Here is a 26,162-nt window from a genome sequence, read left to right on the forward strand (position 1 = left end):
CTATATGTGAAAATCCTTATAGTAGTAATTATACAATCTTCTCCCACAAAAAAGGAGCCTTTCGCAGGCTCCTTTATTTTTTTAGAACAAACTGTCGATCAGCGACATCTTTAGGTTTTAAAACTGTCATAATATTCACATCCATATTTAACTTTCTGATGAATAATTATGACAAATATTTCTATATTTTTGTTAACAGTTAATCGGCTCCCGTACAGGCGAAAAGCAAGAGATTTAGATGATCATATTTAGATCAAACTTACTACTGTCGAAATTTTGGATTTTCTAACCAATCATTAGGAAATCCCATAGCTGACAGAATTTCATCAATTTTAATTGAGCTTAAATGATTACTTAAAAAATTCAATTTCTTTCTAATTGTATTACTTAAAATTCGATACTCAGTAGGACTTAAAAAACATTGCATACTAATTAAAACCGAATATGCATACTTACGTGAATCTGTATTTTTAACTCCTGAAAGTTTATCTAAGCTAGCAAAATATTTAGAATCTGCTCTACATCTAAATTTCAAAAGTCGATTATTATGAGCACAAATATTTCTGAGTTCACGAATATTTTCAATAAAGGACATCATAATTTCTGGAGTAAAATGTTCTTGAATGGGTCCTATATTATCTGTAATAAACTCAAGAAGATCTTTACAAATATTATTTTGAACCGTTCTTTTGGAATTCTTAATTAGAGAACATAATTGTCCAAAATCTAAAAACTCTACTATTACCCAAATTGGTACATCGTCATATTTTTTTACATAATGATAAATAGGGGTATTAGGTTTATTCTTATAAAAATTAATTACTCGAGTTAAATCACTAATAGTCCTTCCAACCGTTAACACCTTATTCGGATTATAAGAATTGATATCTAAACAAGCATATCTTTTACCATCAAATTCTTGAGCAAAGTTATACGCAAAAATAGATTTTAAATGATGCTCTACATTAATAATCGCATTAAAAAAGGCTTGCTTTAATTGTTTATCACAAAAATAGAGTTGACTCACTTCATCAAAAGTTGTCCCTGAAATAAATTGATCCTGACTTTCTTGAAAGTATTTACTATAACCGTTAATAATATTGTAATAATTATTAGACTTTAAGTACTTTTTTGCATGGTCAATATTATTAAAAGTCAGGCCTCTTGCTTTTAAAAGCATAATTTGTTCATCAATTGTTTTAAATTCTTTCACAAAAAAACACCTCTACAAAATAATAGAGGTGTTTTTCCGCAACGGCCTCACGTAGAGTCCACCGCCACTCTTTCTTACCTCTATTTTATTATTTATTTATTTAAAGTCAATCATAACATACAAATTAATGGTAATGATCTCAGATTCTACTTCTACCCACCTAAAAAATCAGCACCTCAAGTGCTGATTTTATCGAATTATTTTTGTAATTTCTTACTTAAGTCAATGATGTACTTCTTCAAGGCATCCTTAGTTTCAGGGTGGCGCAAGCCGTATTGAATGGAAGTTTCAAGATAGCCTTCCTTGTTACCAACATCGAAACGTTGACCGTTAAACACATGAGCAAAAACGCGTTGGGTCTTGTTCATAGTGTCGATGGCATCAGTTAATTGAATTTCGCCACCACGACCTGGTTTTTGTGTTGCCAAAATATCGAAAATTTCTGGAGTAAGCAAGTAACGTCCAATAATTGCCAAATCACTTGGAGCTTTAGCAACTGGTGGCTTTTCCACAAATGACTTAACGTTGTAAAGATCATCGTTGATTTTACCTTCAGGGGAAATCACACCATATTTAGAAACTTCCTCATGTGGCACCTTCATAACGGCTAAAGTTGGAGCATGAGTTTGATTGTAATCATTAATTAGCTGCTTAGTTAGAGGCACTTCATCACGCATCAAATCATCGCCAAGCATAACGACGAATGGTTCATCCCCCACGAAACTACGCGCACGGAAAATCGCATCCCCCAAACCAGCTGGATGTGGTTGACGAGTGTAGTACAAGTTCACACCTAAGTCCGTAATTTCTTCAGTCAACTTAAGCAATTCAACTTTACCCGTATCCTTCAAATCTTGTTCCAATTCAGGATTTGAATCAAAATGATTTTCAATAGCACGTTTATTCTTACCAGTGACGATCAAAATGTCTTCGATTCCTGACTTCTTAGCCTCTTCAACAATAAATTGAATGGTTGGCTTGTCCACAATTGGTAACATTTCCTTTGGCATCGCCTTGGTTGCAGGCAAAAATCTGGTTCCAAGACCCGCTGCAGGAATAACAGCTTTTCTAACCTTCATATTTTTTCTCCCATTTTTAAATAATTTCCCTTTCATTGTAGCAGAAAAGCTAAAAATGAGAAGGTGCTTTTTTCTACATAAAGGCTAAAGATGGTATGTATACTACCTCTTAGACTTAATATAACCTTGGGCTTGAGCTTCTTTTTCAGAGTTGAAGATCACTACATTCTTCTTATCAATATAGTAACCAGCTTGTCCTGGCATGTGATACTTTTTAGTTCTAGCATCTCCAATAATTTGTGAAGAATCACCGGTATACACTTTATCAGAATCAGAGTTGGCATCAGCAGACTGATCATCACTACTGTCTTCGTCTGCATCGTCTTCTGGTTCATCTTCCTCTTCATCATCAGTGTCTAGATCGCTATCGTCAATGTCGTCATCCGTATCATCCACGTCAGAATCATCGACATCATCTTCAGAGTCCGAATCGTCATTTGTATCTTCATCACTTAAATCATCTTCATCCGAATCTGAATCGCTATCTTCATCTGAGGAATCAGAATCATTTGAGTCATTGTCATCTGATGAGCTATCGTCTTTTTTATAATAGGTAGCTATTTTATCATCAACTGTTAAAACTGTCGTCTTAACCTTACTCTTTAAAGCGGTTCTAACCTTTTTAGTGATCTTATAATCATCATAATCAACGTCATATTTTTTAACTGCACAGATCTTTACCTTAATCTTCAAATCTTGCTTAATATCTTTTTCGGTTAAATTATCAGCAGTCAATCTAGCAGTAAATTTATGATCTTTGACTTTACAATAGTCTACATCATCGTCAGCCTCAGCCTTATTCTGATCTTTATCCGTTTCTCCTTGGGCTAAAATCTTGCTTCCATCTGGAGCCTTAGTTGTCCCACTTACCACAAAGTCTCCATCATCACTTTTAACCTTGGATATTTTTACATTGTAAATATTTTGAGTATGATGTGTCAGAGCTTTAGTGCTTGAATCATCTTCACCACAAGCCGTCAATAACATCATAATACTAAATAATAAGCCTAGTATTCCTAGGAAATTCTTATTTTTCATCTAAAATACTCTCCTAAACTTTTTATTTCATTCACAAAAAACAATTTTACCTTATATTTGTGTAGAAAAGTATCTTATATTCTCAAAATTTCATATAATAAATTAGATAAAAGAAAGGATCAACCATGATCAGTAAAGATATTGAAAAACTAGAACAAGCAGATCAATTAATGTTTGATCTTGCTAAGAGCACTACCCCTAAATACGATATTCTAAAAGTAGGTCAACTACTAAAAGAAGCTGGCGTATTACAAGATAGAAGCGAGGATTTAAAAACTATTGTAGCTGCTTACAATCAAGATGCACAAACCGAAATTAAAAAAGCTCTTCGCCGAAAAATGCGAACAACCGTCACCTTAAATCTGTCAGTACTCACGCCTTATTTAAATAATTCAGATCCAGACATAAGCGCCATCGTTACAGATGCCCTAGACAATTTCAAACAATACGGCCAAATAGTTCTCAGATTCAATGAGAAAAAAGCTACTTGGCAAACCGAAAAAAGTACTGCAGATTATCAACAACTCTTCTCTAACTTAGATAATCGCCGTACTAACATCCATAACGCTTGCATCGACAACATCAATATTCTTAATCGTTTAATTGTCGATGGGACTCCTTTTGCTACTTGGGACAACCCCAACATTACGCAAATCAAAGAAATACCCCGCAGCGATATTGGAAATGCGATTTTGGAATTGTGTGTTAGGGAGTTGATTAATAATGATAGTCAGATTTTGAAATAATTAATAGTTATATATTAGGGGGCAATTTACAAACATTCTTTATTTATACCAAACTTACCATTAGAAGGTACTTTCATACGTATGGTATAATAAAGAAAAGGGTAGCAATAATATATTGCCTACCCTTCCATAAAATGTTATTTCATTAGCTTCTTAATCAGCCAATGAGAAATAAGACTTGCTAGCACTGACGCACCGACGCTAACAAAAAATCCCAAAATTGTCATGCGGAGGTTATAACTTCTGTATTAAAATCCTAAAGCTGATTACTTTAGGTAATTTATGCCGTATTTTTTAGGTGTTTGATATTTTTTTGTTGCTCTTGTCTGCTGAAATAGCCAAGAGCTTTTTTGTTTGCCTTCATAAATTAACCGTGTTCTTTCAATTTAATAGAAAATTTATTTTTTACCAACAAAACAGGACACGCTACAATAACGTGTCCTGTTTCAGTTTTTCATTATTTTAAGAAAAGACCATTACATGCTGACCATTTTAAACTAACGTACCTGCCAACTTGAAGTCTTTAGCAAGTACATAGTAGCCATTTTGTAAGATATAGTAAGTTTTACCGTTAATCTTTTGGGTACCTAAGCCATTAACTGTGATATTCTTGCCAATCACATTGTACTTCTTGCTACCCATGTAAGTCTTTACTTGCTTGCCATCCTTACCAACAACCGGTGTTCTGCGTATAGCAGTTATCTTTACAGGAGCAGTAAGTTTAAGAATTGACTTATTAGCAAATTTTTTATTAGTTACCTTCTTTACCTTTGCTTTAGTATTTGCGGTAGCTTTATTCTTATTTATCTTCTTAGTTTTTTCAATATGAGAAACAAGAGAAACATTATTCCATTGACTCTTGTCAATCGGTTCACCATCAAGATGTGCACCCTTAATAGTGCTTACTATCATGGAGTTATTCTTAGAATTCTTATTGTAATCCCAAACACCTTGATTAGTGGCAACATTTTCAACGTAAGTCTTGTCGCCATTAACCTTAATCAAGAATGAAGGTGCTAAGGTTGAACGCTTACCTGCACCAGCGGCAAAGCCACGATTAGTCATGTAGGAATTTACCAACAATTCATCATTACTGCCCTTAACTGGAACTGGGTAATAGGAATATGTTGAAGTTCTCCAATTGAATGGAACACTTGCTACTAATACACCGGCATCATCGTTAAGTGGCTTATAGCCATAAGTCAAGTGATCTGATACCCAACCAAGCATGGCAACGTTGTCACCGATCTTTTGATCAGCTGCTTGCCATAAGTCATCACCAGTACCACGATTAAGACGAGTGGTAGCGAATAAATAATATTTACCATTCATAGGGATGAGGTTAGCACGTTCGATCTCATCTGAAACCATCAAGCTGCTTACAAGTGGAGGCATAACTTTATCAACTTTCGGATTGTTTTCGTTTTTACTTAAACGAATAATTCCAATGGCGGCGTTAGCCCAAGTAGCACGACTTGTCATATCAGCATTTGAAGTAATCTTTAAGAAGTTTTCAATTGCTTCTTTTTCAGTACCACCATAATTTTGCCATTTGTAAACTTGGTCTTCACCTTGGTAATCTTGACTACCAGTTGAAGCTTCGAATACTAAGTAGCGACGTCCCTTCACTGAAATAACGTGAGCGTCCCGCATAGCAATGTTGTCGGCACCTTTGTTCTTGTCTTTCCATTGCTTGTAAGTTTGGTAATAGTATCCATCACCTGTGAACAAAACGTGACGATATCTACGCTTAGCAATCTTAACTGTGCCCTTCTTTTTGTCAACCTTCAAAACTAAGTTAACAGTAGAAATCTTTTGATTATTTGTTCCTTCGCGAGTATCCACATCAGTGTAGAATAATTGAATGCTACCATCTTTATTTACAGTAGCTGAACCAGACCATTCTTGAGCTTGTGGCGTACCTTTATAACCAAAAATCGGCCCAGCCGTCTTCCAATTATCAAAATTATTATCGCCATACTTGTTGTAAAGTAAATAAATATGAGAATCATCTTGTTGTGGAATTCCCATCATTGCAACTGCTAATTGAAAACCTTTGTAGTTAACAACTTTACCAGTCTTGGCATCTTGAACTGGCCATGAATCCCAAATTTCAAGATCTGCGACTTTACCAGTCTGAGCATCTTTGGTTGTAATGCCGCCCATATTTTTAATCTTCTTCGCGTTGAAATATGGAATACGATAGCGTTCATCTTGCTTAAGCATCTTGTTAGCAACACCCGTATATTGTGAATATGTCCATTTAGCCGCGGTGTTAGCTTTGGTGTCATCAAAGTTAATCTTCTTAATCTTAGCAACTTGATCTTTAGTCAAAGAATCTACATTGATTTCAGCCTCTTTTAAAACCTTTAATGCTTCTTCACTTAATTGATAGTCAGTTTTTGTTGCTTTTTCAGTTGTACTGTCATCAGTTGGAAGTTCAGATTGAGGAACAAAAACCGTTGGCTCCTGTTCTACCGGTGTAGTTTGAGTTGGTTGAACTTCTTGTTGATTCTTCTTAGTATCTTTATCTGTAGTCTTTTTGCTATCCTTCGAATCATTAGTCTTAGTAGTTTGAGGAGTAGTAGGTGCTACAGTATTATTAGCTTGAGTTTGTGTATTCTTAGTAGTTGTTTGATTATTATCAGCTGTTTTAGTAGTTTCTACTTTATCTTTAGTCGCTTCAGCTTTAGGCTGATCATTTTCAGGTTGATTTGTAGTTGTGGCAGCTTTATCATCCTTGGCAGTTTGCCCAGCTGCAACAGTTTGTTTATTTTCATTTTGTGATTTTGCTACAAGTGGTGTTTTGATGGTATCCGCGTGAACTGCTTGATTAGTTGTTGCAAACATTCCAAGCAAAGTTGCCGCTGAGATAAATGTCAGTAGTGAATCTTTCTTACTAATACTCATGTAATTCCTCCCTATGAAAATCCGTCTTATTATATCACATGAAAACGATTAGCCATGTATAGTAATAAAATTGTAATAAAGGTGTCATTTTATTTACAAATATAGTTCAAACATTTAAACAAAAAACAGGTCACGCTACAATAACGTGTCCTGTTTTGTTCTCAATAGGGTAGATTGAGTGTAATTATTAATTTAATTCGTCAAAGAAACCGTCTTTTTTCAAGATTTCTAAGTAACGTTTAATGGCATCAGGCCAAGTTGGAAGTGGCTGGAAGCCATTCTCGACAAGCTTACTCTTGTCAAGGCGAGAGTTAAATGGACGCACAGCCTTGGATAAGCCATATTCTTCCGTAGTTACAGGTATAACCTTAGTATCATAGCCAGCTTGACGGTAAATTTCTTTAGTAAAATCATACCAAGAAATATAACCAGTCTTAGTACCATCAGCGTTATGATCACCTTCAGACTCTGGCAATTCAGCATTGGTTGCATGATAGTAACCGTACTTATCAGTTTCAATCATATCAACGAGCAAACGTGCCAAGTCAAAAGTATAAGTTGGAGTCCCAATCTGGTCGTCAACAACCTTAACTTCATCATGGCTCTTACCCACCTTAAGCATGGTCTTAATGAAGTTAGAACCGTTAACACCAAATACCCAAGCGATACGAACGATGAAGTACTTGTCCAAAGTGTTAGCCACAGCTTCTTCGCCACCTAACTTGGTTTCGCCATAAACATTCATTGGCTTATAGCCTTTAAAGTCAGGCTTCCACGGAGTAGTTCCTTGACCATCAAATACATAATCAGTAGAAATGTATACCATTGGTACGTCTAACTTCTTGGCAACATTGGCGATGTTTTGAGTACCACCAACATTAACCTTACGAACAGCTTCAACATTGTCATCATCTTCTGCCATATCAACAGCAGTCCAGGCAGCACAGTGAACAATGACATCTGGATTCACTTCAGAAATAACTTTATCGACTGCATCTGCATCGGTGATGTCTAAAGAAACATAAGGTGCCTTAGTTACAGCTGTACCATCAGCAACACCGGCATATTCAGGTGCTAAATCTGAGCCGACACCTTCATACCCACGCTTAGCAAGTTCATTCATTACGTCATGGCCAAGTTGACCATTGACTCCAGTCACAAAAACTTTCATTAAATTACCTCACTAATTAAAACTTGAAAGTGTCTTTCAAACCAACCCATTCTTGGTCACGATCAGACAAAGTCAATTTTGTTCCATCATCTAAAGTGTAGCCTTCAGCACTGGCATTTTCTGGGTAATTACCTTGAAGATGTGGCCATTCAATTCCAATTTCGGGATCGTTCCAAGCCATACCACCTTCATCGTTTGGGTGCCAGAAATCGTTAACCTTGTAGCAGAATTCTGCTTCGTCACTCAAAACAAGGAAACCATGAGCAAAACCTTGTGGGATCAAGAATTGCTTCTTGTTTTCAGCAGTTAATTCAACACCATACCACTTACCGTAAGTCTTTGAATTACTTCTAAGGTCAACAGCAACATCAAATACGCTACCGCGAACGGCACGAACCAACTTAACTTGTGGATAATGCTTTTGGAAATGTAAACCACGAAGTACACCTTTAGTTGAACTTGATTGGTTATCTTGAACGAAGTTAATGCTAAAACCTGCATCCATCATGTCTCTTTGGTTAAAAGTTTCCATGAAGTAACCACGATCATCACCATGAACAGTTGGGGTAATAACTGCTAAACCTTCAATGCCGCCAACATTCTTTTCAACTTTAATTTGTCCCATTTTTACTCTTCTTCCTTTCAAAAATTAGTAACGTAACTTGCCTTCAGCAACTGACTTAAGGTGCTTGCCATATGGACTTTTACCATAGTGAGTAGCTGCTTCAAGAAGTTCATCCTTATCAATCCAGCCATGAATGTAGGCAATTTCTTCAGGAGCTGAAACAGAAACTCCTTGGCGTTCTTCTACCATCTTAACGTAGTTAGAAGCATCAACTAAACTTTGCATAGTGCCAGTATCAAGCCAAGCATAGCCACGTCCCAAAAGTTGAACACCCAAGTTATCATCTTGTAAATACATATCGTTCAAACTAGTAATTTCAACTTCACCACGTGCACTAGGCTTAACTTGAGCCGCCTTTTCACTAACGCCAGCTGGATAGAAATAAAGTCCAGTTACAGCATAGTTACTCTTAGGTTGTGCTGGCTTTTCTTCAATAGAAACAGCATTACCATTTTCATCAAAGTCAACCACACCAAAACGTTCTGGATCGTTAACATAGTAACCAAAGACAGTTGCCTTACCGTCTTGTGCATCTTGAGCGGCATTCTTAAGTAATTCAGTAAAGCCATTGCCATAAAAGATATTGTCACCAAGTACCATCGCACAAGGTTCGCCATTGATAAAATCTTCACCCAACGTAAAGGCTTGTGCCAATCCATCTGGACTTGGTTGAACCTTATAAGTCAACTTAATTCCAAATTGTGAACCGTCTCCTAACAATTCCTTAAAGCGTGGAGTATCAGCTGGAGTAGAAATAACCAAAATATCCTTAATTCCAGCCAACATCAAAGTTGACAATGGGTAATAAATCATTGGCTTGTCATAAACAGGCAACAATTGCTTACTAGTTACTAAAGTTAATGGGTATAGACGTGTACCTGAACCGCCCGCTAAAATAATTCCCTTCATTTTGAATTAGTCCTTATCTAAAACTTGCTTCTTACCATACATTTCATCGTAGTAATTTTGGTAATCGCCAGAAATGATGTTTTCCCACCATTCCTTGTTGTCAAGGTACCATTGAATAGTCTTCTTGATACCATCTTTAAACATGGTTTCAGGAAGCCAGCCTAATTCGTTGTGAATCTTTTCTGGATCGATGGCGTAACGACGGTCATGACCCTTACGGTCAGTAACGTGTTCAATTAATGAGTATGGCTTATCTAAGTAGTCACAAATAAGCTTAACAATGTCAATGTTGTGCATTTCGTTGTGACCACCAATATTGTAAACTTCACCAGGAGTACCCTTTTCTAAGATAAGGTCGATAGCTTTGCAGTGGTCTTCAACGTAAAGCCAGTCACGAACGTTTTCACCATCGCCGTAAACTGGAAGTTTTTCATTGTTCAAAGCTCTTTGAATCATTAATGGAATAAGCTTTTCTGGGAATTGATATGGGCCATAGTTATTAGAACAACGTGAGATGGTTACTGGCAAGTTGAAAGTTCTGCCGTAGGCACCAACGAGTAAATCGGCACTTGCCTTACTTGAGGAATAAGGACTAGAAGTGTGAAGTGGAGTGTCTTCATGGAAGAACAAGTCTGGACGATCAAGTGGTAAATCCCCGTAAACTTCGTCAGTTGAAACTTGGTGGAAACGCTTGATACCGTACTTGCGACATGCATCCATCAATACTGAAGTACCAATAATGTTAGTTTCTAAGAAAATTTCTGGGTTTTCAATAGAACGGTCAACGTGACTTTCAGCAGCAAAGTTAACTACAACGTCAGGTTTTTCTTCTTCGAATAACTTGTAAACACCTTCGCGGTCACGAATATCTAACTTAACAAACTTGAAGTTAGGATTGTCCATTACGCCCTTCAATGTAGACAAGTTACCTGCATAAGTTAAGCTATCCAAGCAGATAATTTCGTAGTCTGGATGCTTCTTTAACATGTAAAAAACAAAGTTTGAACCGATAAAACCGGCACCACCAGTAACAATAACTTTCATATTAATCCTCCGATAAGATTTCTTAGTTCATATGAAGTATATAACATTACGTTACGTCACTTTCAATAGTAAAAATAAAAAAGTTAGACTTTTTTACTAATCATATCCCGTTATCTCATCATTTAGACAGACTTAAATTAAGAGTAAAATAAAAATAATTTTTTTCTTTAGCAAAGTCGTGCTTTTGGGTTATCTCCCTAGTATCATAAAAACAAAAACTCTATTTATCACAAATTTTCTTCCATATTTTTCAATCTCATTATTCTATCCACCTGTTCTTGTTCACTAGTTTTTTCCAACTTATATACAGTAGATTTACCATTTCCTTCTGAAACTAGAACTTTTTTATCTAATAAATGATTAAGTCTTTTTCTTACCGTACTATTGCTCCCAAATCTATTATTCATATCTTTAAACATCTGAGAAAAACTAAACTCAGACTTTTGAATAGCATAATCAATAATAAATTTTTCTGTTGGATCTAAGATCATTTCATCATCAATTTTTGTTCTAATATCGATTTTCCAAATTCTGATCTTAGTAATTTTATTAGTCGCATCAATTTCAATTTCTGGTTCCATTAAGTGATTTCTGCTTGCGGCTCTTAAAATTCTGGGTCCTCCACTGGCTCTTTTTTCTGAAATACCAATCCTTCTAAATAAAGTGGCAATTTCCGAATTTCTTACTTCTGACTTTTGACCGCGCAAAAATGATTCCCTACTGACTCTCATATCACCGGGGTTTGTGAATTCCCAATAACTTGGACGATCCTCAATTTGAATTGCTATTGTTCCATCATAATAAGCATGCATTAAGCAATTAACCAACGCTTCCTTTGCAGCAGATCTCAAATCAGCAACATAGCTTCCTCGAGTTAAATCCTCATCTTGAACATATTTATCATTAATATTAGAAGTGATTTTAGGAAGAACTAAATTGTAAAATGAATATACATTCATTTCGGGATAATTCATATCACCTGCCGACACACGATCAACCCAATCTGTGTCTCCATCTCTAGCATATCTTGTATAATCTAATTGAAACCTAGGAAATCTATCCATTATTGACATAAACTTGCCAAAGAATAATAATCCACCCTCTGTCAATTTACGTTCTTTACTTGAAGAACGTCTATCACGCCTCAACACTCCGATATCTGTTAAAAGCTCATAATCTGATTTTGACACACTATCTGCATCTTCTATCTTTCCTAACTTTTTACTATAATCATTGACATCTTCTAAATTTAAGTCACTATCCCAATCAAAATTTTTAAGTAATCTGGTATCAACTTGATCTTGACTTTCAGCATACAAATACTTCAGCTGATCATGTGTTGCAAAACGATCCCCATCATCAGTTCGCATGTACGCTTTATCTTTAAAAGTAATTGGTTTATTAGAAAACTGAGCTGGAAATATTTTAATTTGTAGTAATGTTTTCCCATTAAAGCGAGTAACTTCAACATCGGAATTTTGAATTACCGGCTTGTTAACGATCTTGGGATTGCTATTATTATTAAATAATTCTTTAATTACATCATCAGGTTAATCAACACCTACAATTTTATAATGATGTGATTTGGGTTCATCTACACCTAATACAATGAGACCGCCATCCGTATTGGAAAATGAACTTACTGTTTCCCATATATTTTGAGGTAATTTCCAACTTGCTGTTTTGAATTCTAAATGCAAGCCTTCTTTTGGGGTTGTAAATTCACTAGTACCCATATCTTTAATAAAGTTAATAAAATCCATAAGTTCACCTATAAGTAAAAGAAAAAGAAAAGAAAGTAATACTGATGTATCAACGTTTTAAGCCACTCCAGCGCCTATTTAAAAAGCAAAAGAAAAGAATTGACTTTTTAGCATTTTTGTGATATGTGTAAATTCTATTTAATAAATAGTTATTTACGATAATCTATAGGGTCATTATCAACAATTACTAATTATACCTTGAAATTTACAAACATCCAAATTAGCATAAGTTTAGATTACCGATATCTCAAAAATAAAAAAGTTAGACTTTTTTACCGATAAAATACCCTACACCCTTAGTAATATAGAAGCCATCTTTTACTTTCTGATCAACATAATGCTTAAAATCCGGATAATGATCTAACAAAAGTGCATTCTGATTCCCATGACAAGACAAAATATACGAAATCAGCGGTGTAGATTCAGACAATTCAATTGCATCTTCATACTTGTGACAAGTAATATCCTTAAAATATGAATTCAAAATCTGCTTTCCATTCTCTAAACCAAAACGATCATATAAGTTAACTGATGACAGAACAATATTCGAATTAAAATTCTGTACTAAGTCAGTAATCTCTCGCATATGCTTCTTAGAATAAGTACTGCAAGCAAAAGAAGCTCCAGGCTTCAATACTCGACGAACTTCACTTAGAGTCTGAGGAATATCATCACAATAAAAGAGCATATGATTAGCAATCACTAAGTCAAAAGTATCTTCTGCAAAAGGAATCTTCTGCGCATCAAACACCGCATATTGAAATTGCGGATGATCCCCAATATCATTCTTGGCATCTGCCAATATTCCCTCGGAAATATCTGATAAAACGATCGTTACACCATTAGGAACTCGATCGATATTCTGCGACCATAAAGTTCCATTCCCAGCACCTAATTCCAATATCTTCATTCCCGGTTTCAAATCCAAATGCTTATAAAGCCAATGGAACCAACCCTCCTTATTAGTGGAATAATCTCGGTGCAATCTAATTCTAGCAGAAATGTTAGTTGCATTTTGATATTGCGTACTCAAGGATTGATTCATAGAAGTTAAGTGAATCAAGTCCAACATCTTCTGCCAGTCAACTTTTCCCTCATCCTTCAATGCATCCCTAGTTGAATCAATCGCCGTTATAACATTCTTCATTTCTTCCAAACGTTCTTCAGCAAGTCGTTTTTGAATTTGAAGCGAATCAAGCAATAATTGCTGATCCCCTGATCCAATAGTCATTTCCCTAATATCACTTAGGGAAAAACCAAGATACTTCAAAAGAAGAATTTGCTGAAGTTTAGCAAAATCTCTGTCAGTATAACGCCGGGCTCCCCCTTTAGTATGAGCAGTCGGCTTTAATAAATTTTTTTGGTCGTAATAGCGAATTGTACGAATCGACACATGCGCCTTCTTCGCAAATTCACCACTTGTGTAGTATGTTGGCATGTTGAGATATTATTTCCTTTATTTGACATAATCATTCTAAAATATTCTTTATAAAAAAGTACTCCTATTTAGAAGTGCTTCTTATACAATCTGTTGTTATCTTTTATTTATTAATAATTACAACTACCTTATTTTAATGAACCTGAAAATCTAAAATTATATGACCTAATTGGGCCAGCTGAATCCAAGCTTATTAGCTGCTCGTTCTTCATACCCCCCTTTAATATGCATGCTGGGTAACCATGATTCAAGCGAACCTTTATTAGACTTTTTATAAAATTGAATTTTTTTGGTATACAATTATTTGTATAAAATTAAACTATAAATAAACATTTTGGCTTAGCGGTTTTACGCAATTGGGATCATACAGAACAGCATTAATTATACCCTTCCCCTACATCAGTTAGAGGGATAATATGGCAACTTTAGAGCAAAAAATTTATTTTAACAAATATTATTTTCGTTTATCAAACTATATTTTATAGCCATATCTCCAAGAAAATGTCATCACATACGTGCATAAAATAATATGCACGCTTTAATCAAGCATACTATTCTATGACTACAAGATAGCTCCTCAAAACCAAAAACTTTAGTTGAAATCAAATAATCACATTGGGTATAAAAACCTATGAAAGGACCACAATATTCATATTGATCTCTATCATCACATTATTTTGACTAATTCAACTCTATTCCTACTAATACTTTCATTAAAAGAGAGTCCATATTAATCAATAAAGCCGTGTTTTGTTAATTTATTTATTCCCCAATTTAAAAATTTCTTTTCCAAAAAGATTAATAAAAAACTTAATAATATAATAAAAAATAACGTAATTGAAATGAACATTGTCATTTTTCCATTAATTGAAAAATTCAAATTTATATGCCAATTCTTACTAATTCGATAAAAATATGAACAAATCCAAAAAATAAAATTTTTTAATCTATTTTTTTCAAATATTCCCGTTGCTATAGCAACTAATAATGTAACATTTGCTAAAACTATTTTAGTAATAGCAATAAATCCATCCTTATCATGAATTTTCTTACCCACTAGCGTTTGCATTTCATTGCTAAAAGTGGCTAATGCAAAAGAATCCAAAGCTGCAAGTATTAAAAATAAAAAATGGAATGTATTATATCCTCCTGTAATACAATTTTGGACATAAAATACAAAAATAATTATTGGGATTATAATCCAAAGAAAAATATATATTAAAATAGCTTTTACATTAATAAGAATTGACCAATATTCAAAAACTATGATGGTCAAAGCTCCTGAAATAATAAAAATTGGCACCCAATTATTAATTATTCCATTTATATGAAATAAAGAAACAATTATTGCTAAAATAATTGTTTCAATTACTAAGTAAAAAATAGCGCTTTCTATTATGTCCATACAAATACTTATAAACTTTAAGGTTTCCTGATTTTTATAAAGAAGAAATTTTTTAAACTTTTCAATACAGTACCAGATAACACCCAATATTAGCAATCCAACTACTAGGCGACACCATATAGTTTCCAATTTTGGAATTAATTCCAAAATCATATATGTGACAGCTAAAATATATGAGGTCTCTTTTATTCTACTATTGAAAGCCCTAATTTCAGGTTTTTTTCTCCCAAAGTAAAATATTATTCCACCAATCATATAAGTCATCACATCTATTCCTCCTAAATATAAAAGAACTTTTTCATTAAGGTTAAATATAAACATCAATATAAAGGAAATTATTAGACACACAAATCCATATATTGATAAAGCATTTAACAAGGATCGAATAGTTTGACTACAATTTATTTTTTTATTCTCTTCAGCCACAAGAAATCTCCTTATACTATTTTTATTGTTTCAAAAGCTATTTATTACAAATCTCTTCTCTCCTACTTAAAAAGCTTTCTCTATTGATGACTTATCTATATTGATAAACTTTTTGAACAAAGAGTCATACATTTATATTGTTTATCAAAGTAGGACTTATATCACTAATTCATTACTACCATTTAAATTAATATTTACTATACTTTTAGGAGATGTATACGTTTTTACTTCAAAATTATAAAGTTTCATATTTAGATCCATATACAATACTTCTACTACATCTTTAGAAATATTAATATTTAATTTTTTCTCTATATCCAATCTCTTTTTATCAATAATTTTTCCCACATGATTTGGTTCTATAGTTTGAAATAGTTTACTATCATTTGGATATAACAAACTCATCCCCGTCATATCATGGCTTTGACTAGTTTGCCCAATATCTGCTGGAGTATAATATATAAGAGTAGCAAGTTTATCAACTTCTTCAGCAGTTATATTTCCAATTTTTACTTTCTTTATTAAAAAAGATACTTCGTTCAATTTATCTTTTTTACATATGCCTACATAACGATATATACCCGCTGACAACCCTCCATTTATCGGAATGATATGTAACTCTATTCCTGGATTATCTATTCCAGTGTCATAACTTTCATTGTCATCTTTTGTTCTGCTAACAATTGCCGCATCTTTCCATCCTGTAAAAACTTTCAATTCAGGTCTATGCTCTTTTTCAAACCTTTTTTTAGAATTAACTAGTTCTACATATGCTACTATGAACGCAATAACCGTCCCTATTCCGCTTACCCAGCTAGCTAAATCACCTATTTCTTGCACAGGTAATTTTCTAGTAATAAAGAGAGAAGAAATTACGCCCCCAAATATTCCACTTATCGCTGAAACTACAATAATTAATAATTCACGTTGTTTCATTATGACAATCTCCATTAATACAACCTATATTCCTCTATATCCATAAAAAAAGCCTCAATTCCTCTCATTAGAGATTACTGAAACTTTCTTTACTGTTAATGACTTATTCTTTCTTATAATATAAACTCCTTTATGTCACAAAAACTGAATCTTTTTAAATGGTTATATTAATAAAAAAATTACATTACTTGCTTAATTAATCCCTAGACGATTAATTATGAACCACCTGAACGCCAAAATTAACTTTTTCATCAATTACAGTTGCCAAATAAATCTAAAAAGCTTAGGTGATCTTCTTTTTTTGTTATCAACTCTATGATTCTTCTTTGCAGCCGCCTTACTCTTATAATATGTGTCTACTGCAGTATTAATTCCCACATAGAGTTTTTTGCGATTATTGGTAACATATACAACTGCTGTTTCACCCATAGGATAGCTCATTCGCATCCTATTGCCCTTACTTTTAATTAATTGATGTGAACTATAATCTGCGTTGGAATTATGCGCACGATCAGTATATTTATAAGTTCTAGCCTTCGTACCTGCATCAGAATAACCAGCTAATACAATCTTTGAGCGCGAAATCTTAAACGCTTTAAGCTTATTAGTGTAATCATAACCATACCAAGTTCCTCTAAATCTCTTAGGCACATTAATTTTTTGAAAAACAGAAGCCTTTACTTGAGTAGAATGAGTAATTGTTACGACTCCCAAAATAGTAAATAACATCCCCACTACTAAAACTAAACTTTTTCTAATTTTCATATCTTTCTCCTCTCCCATTATTCCTCTGTTAGTATATACCTATTTGTCATTGATGAATAATCAAAATTATCATATCTTTGTTTTTTAATTCTTCACAGATAATAAAAGGTAAGACTTGCAAAATAAAAAATCCCATCAACCATAAATTTGATGGAATTTCATTGTAGCATATTCACTTAATTAATCATTTTTATTCAACATTGTTTTTAACTTCATTTTGCTCAATATAATTGCTACCATGACTATACTCAATTCACATACTGCAAATCTTTCCTATTTTTTGTGGTCCCAAATACAGTATACTAATACGCATATTCCCCTATAATAAGAATTCTTGTCACTATAATAATGATGTCTTTTTTAGCTAATCTAATTAGAAAAGTTAACATATTAATTATTGGTGGTACAAGTATTAATAGTCAAATTTTATCTATATACATCTTTACTTAATTCTTTCTAAAATTACAAAATTATAGTGGTCGAAATTACGTAAATTGAATTAATTTACATGGAATTACAATATCTTCATCATCCCTAAAAGGATAATCAATCAATTGCAAATAACAATTTGGAGGAAAAATCAGTTCGGATTCTCCATCTTCTTCCATATCTGCACATACAGCATAACTATTTTCAGATACATAAATTTTTAAAACATAGTGATGAGGATAATCTGAACTCAGACGTTTTGATAAACTTGTACTCATAAATCCTTTCTCTTGAAAAGGCCCCTTCTCTTCAAAATTTTTATTATTTTCAACAATTTCAGATGCAATTTCTTCCGGAATTCTTCTATAAACTATTATATTGTTTGGAATAGTGGGAGAAGAATATATTGCCCATCTTAACAAGGAAATATCAATTAATATATGTTCACGTTCTGAAGAATAATTATCAACAAATTTCCCATACCGTAAATAATAATTAATTCGTTGGTATACCCAACCCTCATAATCCATAAGAGGATTAAAAATTTGAGTGTTGAGGTCCCTTTCAAATTGATTATTAGTATGCTGTATCCTCTCAAAGATTTTTTTATATTCTCTAAACCATTCTCCGTATATATTTTCTTTCCACTCAAAAATTTGATTTTCGGGTATAGAATTATATTGATCTTTGTTAATTAAAAAATTTATTTTACCATATTTCATTTTATTAAGCATGTCTTTTAACCACCTCAATATCATAATTCCTTTCTTAAAATAATTTTACTTATTAGTACACAAAAACCTCCCCTAAGCATTCGCTCGATGGAGGTTCATTTCAATCTATTTAGTTAAACAGCTTCTATTTTCCTCGTAATAATTGTTAGCCTGCAAAGCCTAGGAAAATTTACCATTAATCTTCTTAGTGCTGAAGTTGTTATAGTCAAGTTCTTACCGAATAATGTAGGGTATTTTAGGCTCCCCATGTAAAGTTTGAGGTTATTCAATCCTATTTCTTCAATTTTTCAATAATTAAATCTCTAGCTTGATCTACAATTGGAGCTTTTAAAATTAATACCATTACTCCATAAATAATGACGCCAACGATGACTTCTAATCCCATCATAGGCCAACTATCTTTCAAATGTTGATTCATCCAAAATACAGGAATGAACATAACAATTCCCGCTAACAAATATTTCCAAGAACTAGAAAATAATTGTTTATAGTTTAGTAATCCTCTAACAGCCCAAAGTTGATATACAGTTACTGAAATTTCAGAAATTACAGTGGACCACATTGCTCCATATAATCCCCACGTATGAATTAAAGGCATATTCAAGATGATATTTACAAAAGCCCCTATCGTTACCGAGATAGTAAAGTCACGTTGATGATGAATTGGAAGTAAGTATTGAACTCCCAATACGTTACTCCAGGCAATCATTAAAATTACGATAGATTCAATCATCATAGCTGAACCAACTGGACCATATCCAGGGCCATAGTATTTAGGAGCCAATGTTAAAGAAATTGCAGCAAGTCCAAACATCATTGGATAGGAAACGGCAGAGACAAAATCAAATGACTTATAAAGCATTCGATTAACTTCTCGCATATTTCCTTTTGATACCGCATTAGCTACGTGAGGGAGCATAACAGTACCGGTTGCTGTTACTAAAGCTAAAACTAATTTGACTAAGTTATCAGAATATTGGTAATAACCTGAAGCAGTTTCACTTACCATTCCACCTAACATAGTTTTGTTTAATTGAACATAAACTTGTGTAGCGATTTGAGGAATGAACAATTCTGCCATTGGCAGAAAATGGCGCCAAGGATCTAAAATCTTAATATTAATCTTAGGAAGATCTTTTTTGATATTAGGCCATAAGGTCAAATTACCTAATAATGTCGAAATTGCTAAGACAACAATATATAAAGTTACATCGTAAGGACCCTTAATCAAAAGAAAAATAGCTGCCATTGACAATAACTTAACAAAGGAATTCTTTAAAACAGTAACTTTAAAGTTCTCAATTCCTTCATAAAACCAAGAAATATCAAAGGCTACTGCAATCAAATTGATAGATTGTGCAACCATATATTCTGGCTGTCTAGTATAAAACATCATGAATACTTCAAAAGCAATGATTGCAAGAAGCGTCATTATAGTTTTAACTATTTGAATTTCCCAAAATGTCTGAGACATTTTTCGAGGATTTTCACGTACATAAGCAATTTGCCGATTACCATAATATCCAATTCCCATACTTGCAAAAAGAATAAAATATTGGATTATTGAATTAGTAAAAGCATTCGCACCTACACCTTCAGGGCGCAAAACACGACTGACATAAGCGGAAGTAATTAAAGGTACTATAATTGCTAAAACTTGATATCCTACATTATAAAGGTAATTTCTGATAACCTTCATAGAAACTAATCACCAAATTCATCATTAACTGCATCAAGCGCGGCTGCAATAACTTGATCCATGTTGTAATACTTGTATTGACCTAAGCGTCCGCCAAAAATAACTTTATCATCAGTATTTTTAGCAAGCTCTGCATATTTTGCATACATATCGTTGTTACGGTCATTATTTACCGGGTAATAAGGTTCATCTCCGCGCTCCCAGTCAGCTGGATATTCCCGGGTAATAATTGTCTTATCCTTGTCACCCTTACCGAATTCAAAATGCTTGTGTTCAATTACACGAGTATAAGGAATTTCAGCTTCAGTATAGTTAACAACAGCATTTCCTTGGTAGTTACCAACATTCTTTTCTTCAGTTTCAAAACGAAGTGAACGATATTCAAGTTCGCCTAATTTATAATCGAAGAACTTATCGATCATGCCAGTGTAAACAACTTTATCGTAATTCTTCAAATACTCATCTTTCTTATCAAAGAAATCAGTATTCAATTCAACTGTGATATTTGGATTATTAAGCATATTCTCAACCATCTTAGTATAACCACCAATTGGGATGCCTTGATAATCATCATTGAAATAGTTGTTATCATAAATTAGACGAACTGGAAGACGCTTAATAATGAAAGCTGGAAGTTCAGTAGCTTTTCTACCCCATTGCTTTTCAGTGTAACCCTTAATAAGCTTTTCGTAGATATCTCTACCAATTAAAGAAATAGCTTGTTCTTCCAAGTTCTTTGGTTCTTTCCCAGCCATTTCTTGACGTTGTTCATTAATCTTCGCCATCGCTTCTTGTGGGGTTTTTACTCCCCACATTTCACTAAAAGTATTCATATTGAAAGGCAAGTTATACATATGACCTTTGTAGTTCGCTACAGGACTATTCGTATAACGGTTAAAATCCGAAAATTGATGAACATAATTCCAAACTTCTTTATTTGAAGTATGGAAAATATGTGCACCATACTGATGAACTTGAATTCCATCAACTTCTTTCGTGTAGATGTTGCCTGCAATATGATCTCTTTTTTCAATAACTGTAACTTTGTTTCCACGTTTTGCAGCCTCATGAGCAAATACTGCTCCAAAAAGGCCTGACCCTACTATTAAATACTTATTTTTATCCATATATTTTACTCAAATCCATTTCATAATTACTCTTTTTTATCCATATTACTCTCAACATATATGTAAACAAGAGTAATAAAAATGCTGTCCACCAATTACAAAAATAATTAACTTCGATAAACAAAATAGCCATAAGCACATCTAAAATATCTAACATAGTAATACGTATTCCAATAAAATGACTTAATACATAATCCGCCAAGATGCTTCTAAAAGCAATGGCTATCACAAGACTTATTATCAAAGCATTCATATCATTAAATACATATGCAGTTATTCCACATAAAATTCCGCTAAGTACAATAGTAATTAAATTAACCCTTAATAAAGTTACCTGTTTATTCAACACTTTAAAGAAAGTACTTCCGATCAAATCCATTTTACTGTCAAAATAACATATTGGTAAAACTATAGCAAGATAATTGATACTTTCTGCATACTGTGGTAACCATAGTTTTAATACATATTGCACGGGAATATAAGCAAGATACATTAGAGGGAGAATATAGAAAATCCTTATATTAAATTTTCTATATGTATTCTTTAAATCTTCCTGTTTTAATCTTCTTAATGCTGGGAAAAGTACTAAGCCTATTTGCATAATAAAAGTTAATGCAAAGTTCATTAATGTGAGTGAAAATGAAACTTTTCCAAATGCTATTAACCCCCAACGCATATCAATAATTTGTCTACCAATTCCTAAAACTAGCATTGAACAAACATTAGCTATCATTAAACTAATACCTATTTTCATACTAGTAACCCCATCACTAATTCCGATACTCCAATTCAATGCACTCGAACGGAATTGGGGATTTATCTTTACTCTTAAGTATACAAGTGCCCCTAATACTCCTAAAATATAAAATGGAATATAAATAAAGGCATCCGTTATACTCAAGAATAATAAGCAAATTTGAAATCCAAAAAATATTATTCTCTGGATAATAATTGATTTAGAATATATATTGGTTTCGTTCACCGCTTGAAAAATGTACCCCAAATAATTTTGAAGCGTAAATATAAAATAATATACTATAACAAAAAATATTACTAAACGTCGTTCAGAAGTTTTAGAAAAAATAGTCAAAATTAATCCAGCTAATATTCCTAAAACTAATTGAAAAATAATTCCAAAATAATATTGGCTTTTTACTGCAGTGTAATTTAATTGATCTAATTTTTTACCTCCATAACGAAGATAGACTCCATCATTTAATCCCAAAGCCAGACATGGAATATAATTACTATAGAATATAAAAAGTTGCCAATAACTAAAATCGGCTACACTCATTACCTTAGGCAAAATTAGGTTAGTAGCACAACTCACAATTAAAGAGAGTGATTGTGCTAGAAAGGCAAATAAAAAATTTTTTTTAATTTCTTTATTCATATTAAAACTTAACTTTCCTAGTAATCAAATTATATAAGACAAAGAATAAAATCAAGTAAATTATCATTCCAACTGATAAATATATTGAAAAAAGCCAATCATCGATTGGATGTAAAAATATCCCCTCTGCCATATATCCATATATAATAAAAGCAAGTTTATGTTTTATAATATTTCTTCGTTGGAGCAAATAATAATAGTAATTATAAAAGATTGCAAACAGAGTTTGTAATATAATAACCCCAGATATTCCAAAATCTGCAAGCCAATTTCTATAAGCGGAATAGACATTTCCTAATTGAATGCCATTGTAAGTTCTAAATTCTTTATGTTGCAAATATACTGGGATATTTCCTCCAAGATCTCTCACCGTTCCTATCATAGAGATAAAGGTTTCTTTTCCCCATATAGAAGCATCATGAATTGGATTTTTGATAAACATATCAAAAAGTTTAACTGGTCCCCCTACATACATAGTTATATAATCCATAAAACTTGAATCAGCCGAATTAGACCTGCCGACTAGCAGTCGGATGGAATAAAAAAAGATCATTAATCCTACAAAAATACCTAAAAGTTTAAATAAACTTTTCACATTTTGATTATTAGAAGGGCTTTGTTTTAGAACAAAATAATAAATAATAATGGTCCCTACCATACCCAGTATGTTTAATCTGTTACTTAAGATCATACTCATTAGAACAAAAATTAATACGTTTGCTATAGAAAACAACCAGTCTTTTTTATTTACATAACTTTTCACAATATTAAAGATTAATACAAATGGATAAATATATGCACAAATAGTAGGAATTTTTTGAAGTTGTTGTATGTATCCTGGAATACTCATGCTAGTATCCGTTCCATAAGACGTAATCGCTCTATATGCTTCAATAACTTGAGATAAAGAGCCATTTCCACCTATGGCTTTTACACTTTTAAAAGTTAAATATAGAATCCATAAATTTAAAATCACCAAAAAAAATGAGATACCTATATTAATATTGATTCTTGATGATGCCAGTACTCTATCATAATTATCCGGTATTTGATTACATACTAATTTTTTTATTAAATATCCAACAAAAATAAAAATAAGGGCTCCTCCTAAAAGAATTAAAAAAGGAGTAATAGAATAATCTTGTAATCCCCATTGAGTATAATTAATTAAAGCACTTCCAATACTAATAATATAAACTGCACAAAAAAGAAAGGGAGGAGCCATATAATCTTTATCAAATAAATAATAAGTTATAAATAATAATAATATAAATATTAAAAATAGAAGAATTAGCATTTACTTATATCTTTCATGTTTAAAAATAGAGCTATGTTTATATAATCCTGTAGAAAGTACAACCTTTGTAGAAATCTTCCCTAATGTACTTTCATTTTTTAGCACGTCATACTTATTAAAAAATTTTTTTTGTCCTTTGTTATTAAAGCATTCTTTTATATCTTTAATAACTTCGGATTTTTTAGGAACATGGTAAGCAAAAAAAAGAGTTCCCCAAAAATTTCTAGCTGCATCATCAATAATTTGATTAAAATTAATAATTTTTTTCAAAACATTACTAATAGTATAAACTCCTGGAGTGCCACTTACATTATTACCAGTTCTCCGATATTTTACTAAGGTAACAGGAATATATGCTATTTGGGCATAAGTAAGTGCATATTTACTAAGATATACATCATGACTTATATTATTTTTAACTTGAGCCGAGGTTCCAAGATTAACCAGTTTCCACAAAGCAAAATTATGCCCTATAGTTGTTCCCCATACATATTGATCTTTAAAAAAGGAATTATAGGGATTATCTATAAACTGTGTTCTGATATGATTACTCATTTTGTCATGTTGATCAGTGCCATTTTTATCATAAAATTCTAAATCACAATAACAAAATACAGGATTAGTTTTTCCATACTTTTCTTCTAACTTTTCCATACTTTTAATCTCTAAAGATATTTTTTTTTCATCCCATATATCATCTTGGTCACAATAAAAATAGTAATCAACAGGTGCACAATGAGTTTGCACATATCTCATCAAATTAAAGTAATTTGCAAAAGCACCATGATATTGAGTATTATTAGTAATTATTTTTTTTATTCGAGGATCCTCTTTTTGTAAATCCTTAAGTATATTCAAAGTATGGTCAGTAGAATGATCGTCACTAATATATAGCTCCCAATCTTTAAAAGTTTGCTTTTGTAAACTCTGAATTTGTTCCTTAATATAGGATTCTCCATTGTACGTTGCCATCATAATCATGGCTTTTTTATGATTAATATCCATATTTTTTTACCCATATTCTATACATAACTTTGGCTAAGGGAAGCATAGAATAGTTACCTTTTCTGATTAATCGAATAAAATTATCATTATTTAATCTTTGATAGCTAGCCAAGGAAAGTCTTTTAATATTTTTATCAAACGTTTTTGTTCTACTTTTAGCTTCTCCTAGAGACATAAGTAGGTATGTTCTCATGGTGCTTCCTATTGAGCGTCTAAATGTATTAAATATGGTTTCTTCTTGATTAGGCAACATTTTATTATTTTTTGTAAAACTATCATACATTTTTACAAGTTGATATGATACCTTCTCTTGCATCTTAATATTCTTTAACATATTAGCTTTTGCAACACTTTGATCTGCTTCTCCTAACCGATATTTATAAAGATATAAATCAAAATAAGTAATTGTCTGAGAAACATAAGCTGCCCATGTTACAAATTCTACATCAACATAAAAGCAATTTTCTGTAATATGAACATTATTCTTTCTAAGTAAATTTGTTTTTACCGTTAATGTATGTAATACTACTCGTTTTATATCAATTTTATCTTTCCAAGTATATTCTTTTGCTGGTTCTACATTTTTTATCAAATTAATATTTTTAGATTGATCTGGATACATCTCAGTAAAATCAGTTAATACTAAGTCGGAATCTTGAGACTTCAAATCTTCAATAAACTTTACTAAGCTAGACGTATCTACCCAGTCATCCCCATCAACCACTTTAAAATACTTTCCTGTCGCTAATTCCATTCCTTTATTAATGGTAGAACCATGTCCTCCATTTTTTTTAGGAATATATTTAAATGTTTGAGGAGCAATATTTTCATATTTTTTAGCGATTTGATTCGTATTATCTTTTGATCCATCGTCTATTATTAAAACTTCTAGATCATCATAAACACGGGGATCATTAAAAGATGCTAATGTTTTGTCTAGCGTAGATTCTACATTATATGCGGCTACTGATATAGTTAAAGTTTTCACATTTATCCTCCTAATTATTAAG

General features: G+C 32.6%; 22 protein-coding genes. 1 reads left to right on the top strand and 21 read right to left on the bottom strand.

Annotated elements, in window-relative coordinates:
• Positions 1 to 262: 262 nt before the first annotated feature.
• From KBW87_RS06940 to KBW87_RS06950, 3 genes are all read right to left on the bottom strand, one after another.
• Positions 263 to 1,213, bottom strand: coding sequence for an Abi family protein (locus tag KBW87_RS06940; protein WP_057811608.1), 951 nt, complete (start codon positions 1,211 to 1,213; stop codon positions 263 to 265).
• A gap of 197 nt (positions 1,214 to 1,410) precedes the next feature.
• Positions 1,411 to 2,292: a UTP--glucose-1-phosphate uridylyltransferase GalU gene (gene galU / locus KBW87_RS06945; protein WP_057811605.1), complete on the bottom strand. Its 882-nt coding sequence runs from the start codon at positions 2,290 to 2,292 to the stop codon at positions 1,411 to 1,413.
• A gap of 102 nt (positions 2,293 to 2,394) precedes the next feature.
• Positions 2,395 to 3,330, bottom strand: a complete 936-nt coding sequence (locus KBW87_RS06950; protein WP_057811602.1) for a sunset domain-containing protein — start codon at positions 3,328 to 3,330, stop codon at positions 2,395 to 2,397.
• Between the two features lie 125 nt (positions 3,331 to 3,455).
• Here KBW87_RS06950 and KBW87_RS06955 point away from each other — a divergent pair, with 125 nt between their 5' ends.
• Positions 3,456 to 4,076: a DUF3232 domain-containing protein gene (locus KBW87_RS06955; protein WP_057811600.1), complete on the top strand. Its 621-nt coding sequence runs from the start codon at positions 3,456 to 3,458 to the stop codon at positions 4,074 to 4,076.
• A gap of 492 nt (positions 4,077 to 4,568) precedes the next feature.
• Here the strand turns inward: KBW87_RS06955 and KBW87_RS06960 are convergent, their stop codons facing one another.
• The 18 genes from KBW87_RS06960 to KBW87_RS07045 all read right to left on the bottom strand — a co-directional run bounded on the left by KBW87_RS06960 (position 4,569) and on the right by KBW87_RS07045 (position 26,140).
• The gene (locus KBW87_RS06960) at positions 4,569 to 6,986 is read right to left on the bottom strand and encodes a glycoside hydrolase family 68 protein (protein ID WP_236695290.1); all 2,418 of its coding nucleotides are present in this window, start codon (positions 6,984 to 6,986) and stop codon (positions 4,569 to 4,571) included.
• A 187-nt stretch (positions 6,987 to 7,173) separates the two neighbouring features.
• A complete protein-coding gene (rfbD, locus tag KBW87_RS06965; protein ID WP_057811598.1) occupies positions 7,174 to 8,157 on the bottom strand; it encodes a dTDP-4-dehydrorhamnose reductase in 984 nt (327 codons plus the stop codon).
• A 16-nt stretch (positions 8,158 to 8,173) separates the two neighbouring features.
• The gene (gene rfbC / locus KBW87_RS06970; RefSeq protein ID WP_057811596.1) at positions 8,174 to 8,782 is read right to left on the bottom strand and encodes a dTDP-4-dehydrorhamnose 3,5-epimerase; all 609 of its coding nucleotides are present in this window, start codon (positions 8,780 to 8,782) and stop codon (positions 8,174 to 8,176) included.
• Between the two features lie 24 nt (positions 8,783 to 8,806).
• Entirely contained in the window at positions 8,807 to 9,691 is an 885-nt protein-coding gene (rfbA, locus tag KBW87_RS06975) for a glucose-1-phosphate thymidylyltransferase RfbA (RefSeq protein ID WP_057811594.1), read from the bottom strand.
• A 6-nt stretch (positions 9,692 to 9,697) separates the two neighbouring features.
• Positions 9,698 to 10,735: a dTDP-glucose 4,6-dehydratase gene (gene rfbB / locus KBW87_RS06980; RefSeq protein WP_057811592.1), complete on the bottom strand. Its 1,038-nt coding sequence runs from the start codon at positions 10,733 to 10,735 to the stop codon at positions 9,698 to 9,700.
• A gap of 227 nt (positions 10,736 to 10,962) precedes the next feature.
• A complete protein-coding gene (locus tag KBW87_RS06985; RefSeq protein ID WP_057811590.1) occupies positions 10,963 to 12,105 on the bottom strand; it encodes a DUF8451 domain-containing protein in 1,143 nt (380 codons plus the stop codon).
• Between the two features lie 180 nt (positions 12,106 to 12,285).
• Positions 12,286 to 12,498, bottom strand: coding sequence for an AlbA family DNA-binding domain-containing protein (locus KBW87_RS06990; RefSeq protein WP_057811588.1), 213 nt, complete (start codon positions 12,496 to 12,498; stop codon positions 12,286 to 12,288).
• Positions 12,499 to 12,760: 262 nt separating this feature from the next.
• Positions 12,761 to 13,936, bottom strand: a complete 1,176-nt coding sequence (locus KBW87_RS06995; RefSeq protein ID WP_057811586.1) for a MerR family transcriptional regulator — start codon at positions 13,934 to 13,936, stop codon at positions 12,761 to 12,763.
• A 730-nt stretch (positions 13,937 to 14,666) separates the two neighbouring features.
• Positions 14,667 to 15,767 carry a hypothetical protein gene (locus KBW87_RS07000; protein ID WP_057811584.1) on the bottom strand — a complete coding sequence of 367 codons (1,101 nt, stop codon included), beginning with the start codon at positions 15,765 to 15,767 and terminating at the stop codon, positions 14,667 to 14,669.
• Between the two features lie 156 nt (positions 15,768 to 15,923).
• A complete protein-coding gene (locus tag KBW87_RS07005; protein WP_157055172.1) occupies positions 15,924 to 16,703 on the bottom strand; it encodes a hypothetical protein in 780 nt (259 codons plus the stop codon).
• A gap of 255 nt (positions 16,704 to 16,958) precedes the next feature.
• On the bottom strand, positions 16,959 to 17,468 hold the full coding sequence (locus KBW87_RS07010) for a hypothetical protein (RefSeq protein ID WP_057811580.1): 510 nt from the start codon (positions 17,466 to 17,468) through the stop codon (positions 16,959 to 16,961).
• Positions 17,469 to 17,953: 485 nt separating this feature from the next.
• A complete protein-coding gene (locus KBW87_RS07015) occupies positions 17,954 to 18,631 on the bottom strand; it encodes an ADP-ribosyltransferase (protein ID WP_162255606.1) in 678 nt (225 codons plus the stop codon).
• Positions 18,632 to 18,902: 271 nt separating this feature from the next.
• Complete coding sequence (locus KBW87_RS07020) at positions 18,903 to 20,330, bottom strand: flippase (RefSeq protein ID WP_057811577.1); 1,428 nt, start codon at positions 20,328 to 20,330, stop codon at positions 18,903 to 18,905.
• A gap of 5 nt (positions 20,331 to 20,335) precedes the next feature.
• Positions 20,336 to 21,457, bottom strand: coding sequence for a UDP-galactopyranose mutase (gene glf, locus KBW87_RS07025; protein WP_057811575.1), 1,122 nt, complete (start codon positions 21,455 to 21,457; stop codon positions 20,336 to 20,338).
• Entirely contained in the window at positions 21,450 to 22,850 is a 1,401-nt protein-coding gene (locus KBW87_RS07030) for an MATE family efflux transporter (RefSeq protein ID WP_057811573.1), read from the bottom strand. The genes glf and KBW87_RS07030 overlap by 8 nt, the downstream gene beginning before the upstream one ends.
• 1 nt (position 22,851) lies before the next feature.
• Entirely contained in the window at positions 22,852 to 24,147 is a 1,296-nt protein-coding gene (locus KBW87_RS07035; protein ID WP_057811571.1) for an O-antigen polymerase, read from the bottom strand.
• Entirely contained in the window at positions 24,148 to 25,152 is a 1,005-nt protein-coding gene (locus KBW87_RS07040) for a glycosyltransferase (protein ID WP_057811569.1), read from the bottom strand.
• A complete protein-coding gene (locus KBW87_RS07045) occupies positions 25,142 to 26,140 on the bottom strand; it encodes a glycosyltransferase family 2 protein (RefSeq protein WP_057811567.1) in 999 nt (332 codons plus the stop codon). Before KBW87_RS07045 ends, KBW87_RS07040 begins: the two co-directional genes overlap by 11 nt.
• Between the last annotated feature and the right edge of the window lie 22 nt (positions 26,141 to 26,162).

It is taken from the genome of Lactobacillus intestinalis, from assembly GCF_024397795.1.
Classification (GTDB): domain Bacteria; phylum Bacillota; class Bacilli; order Lactobacillales; family Lactobacillaceae; genus Lactobacillus; species Lactobacillus intestinalis.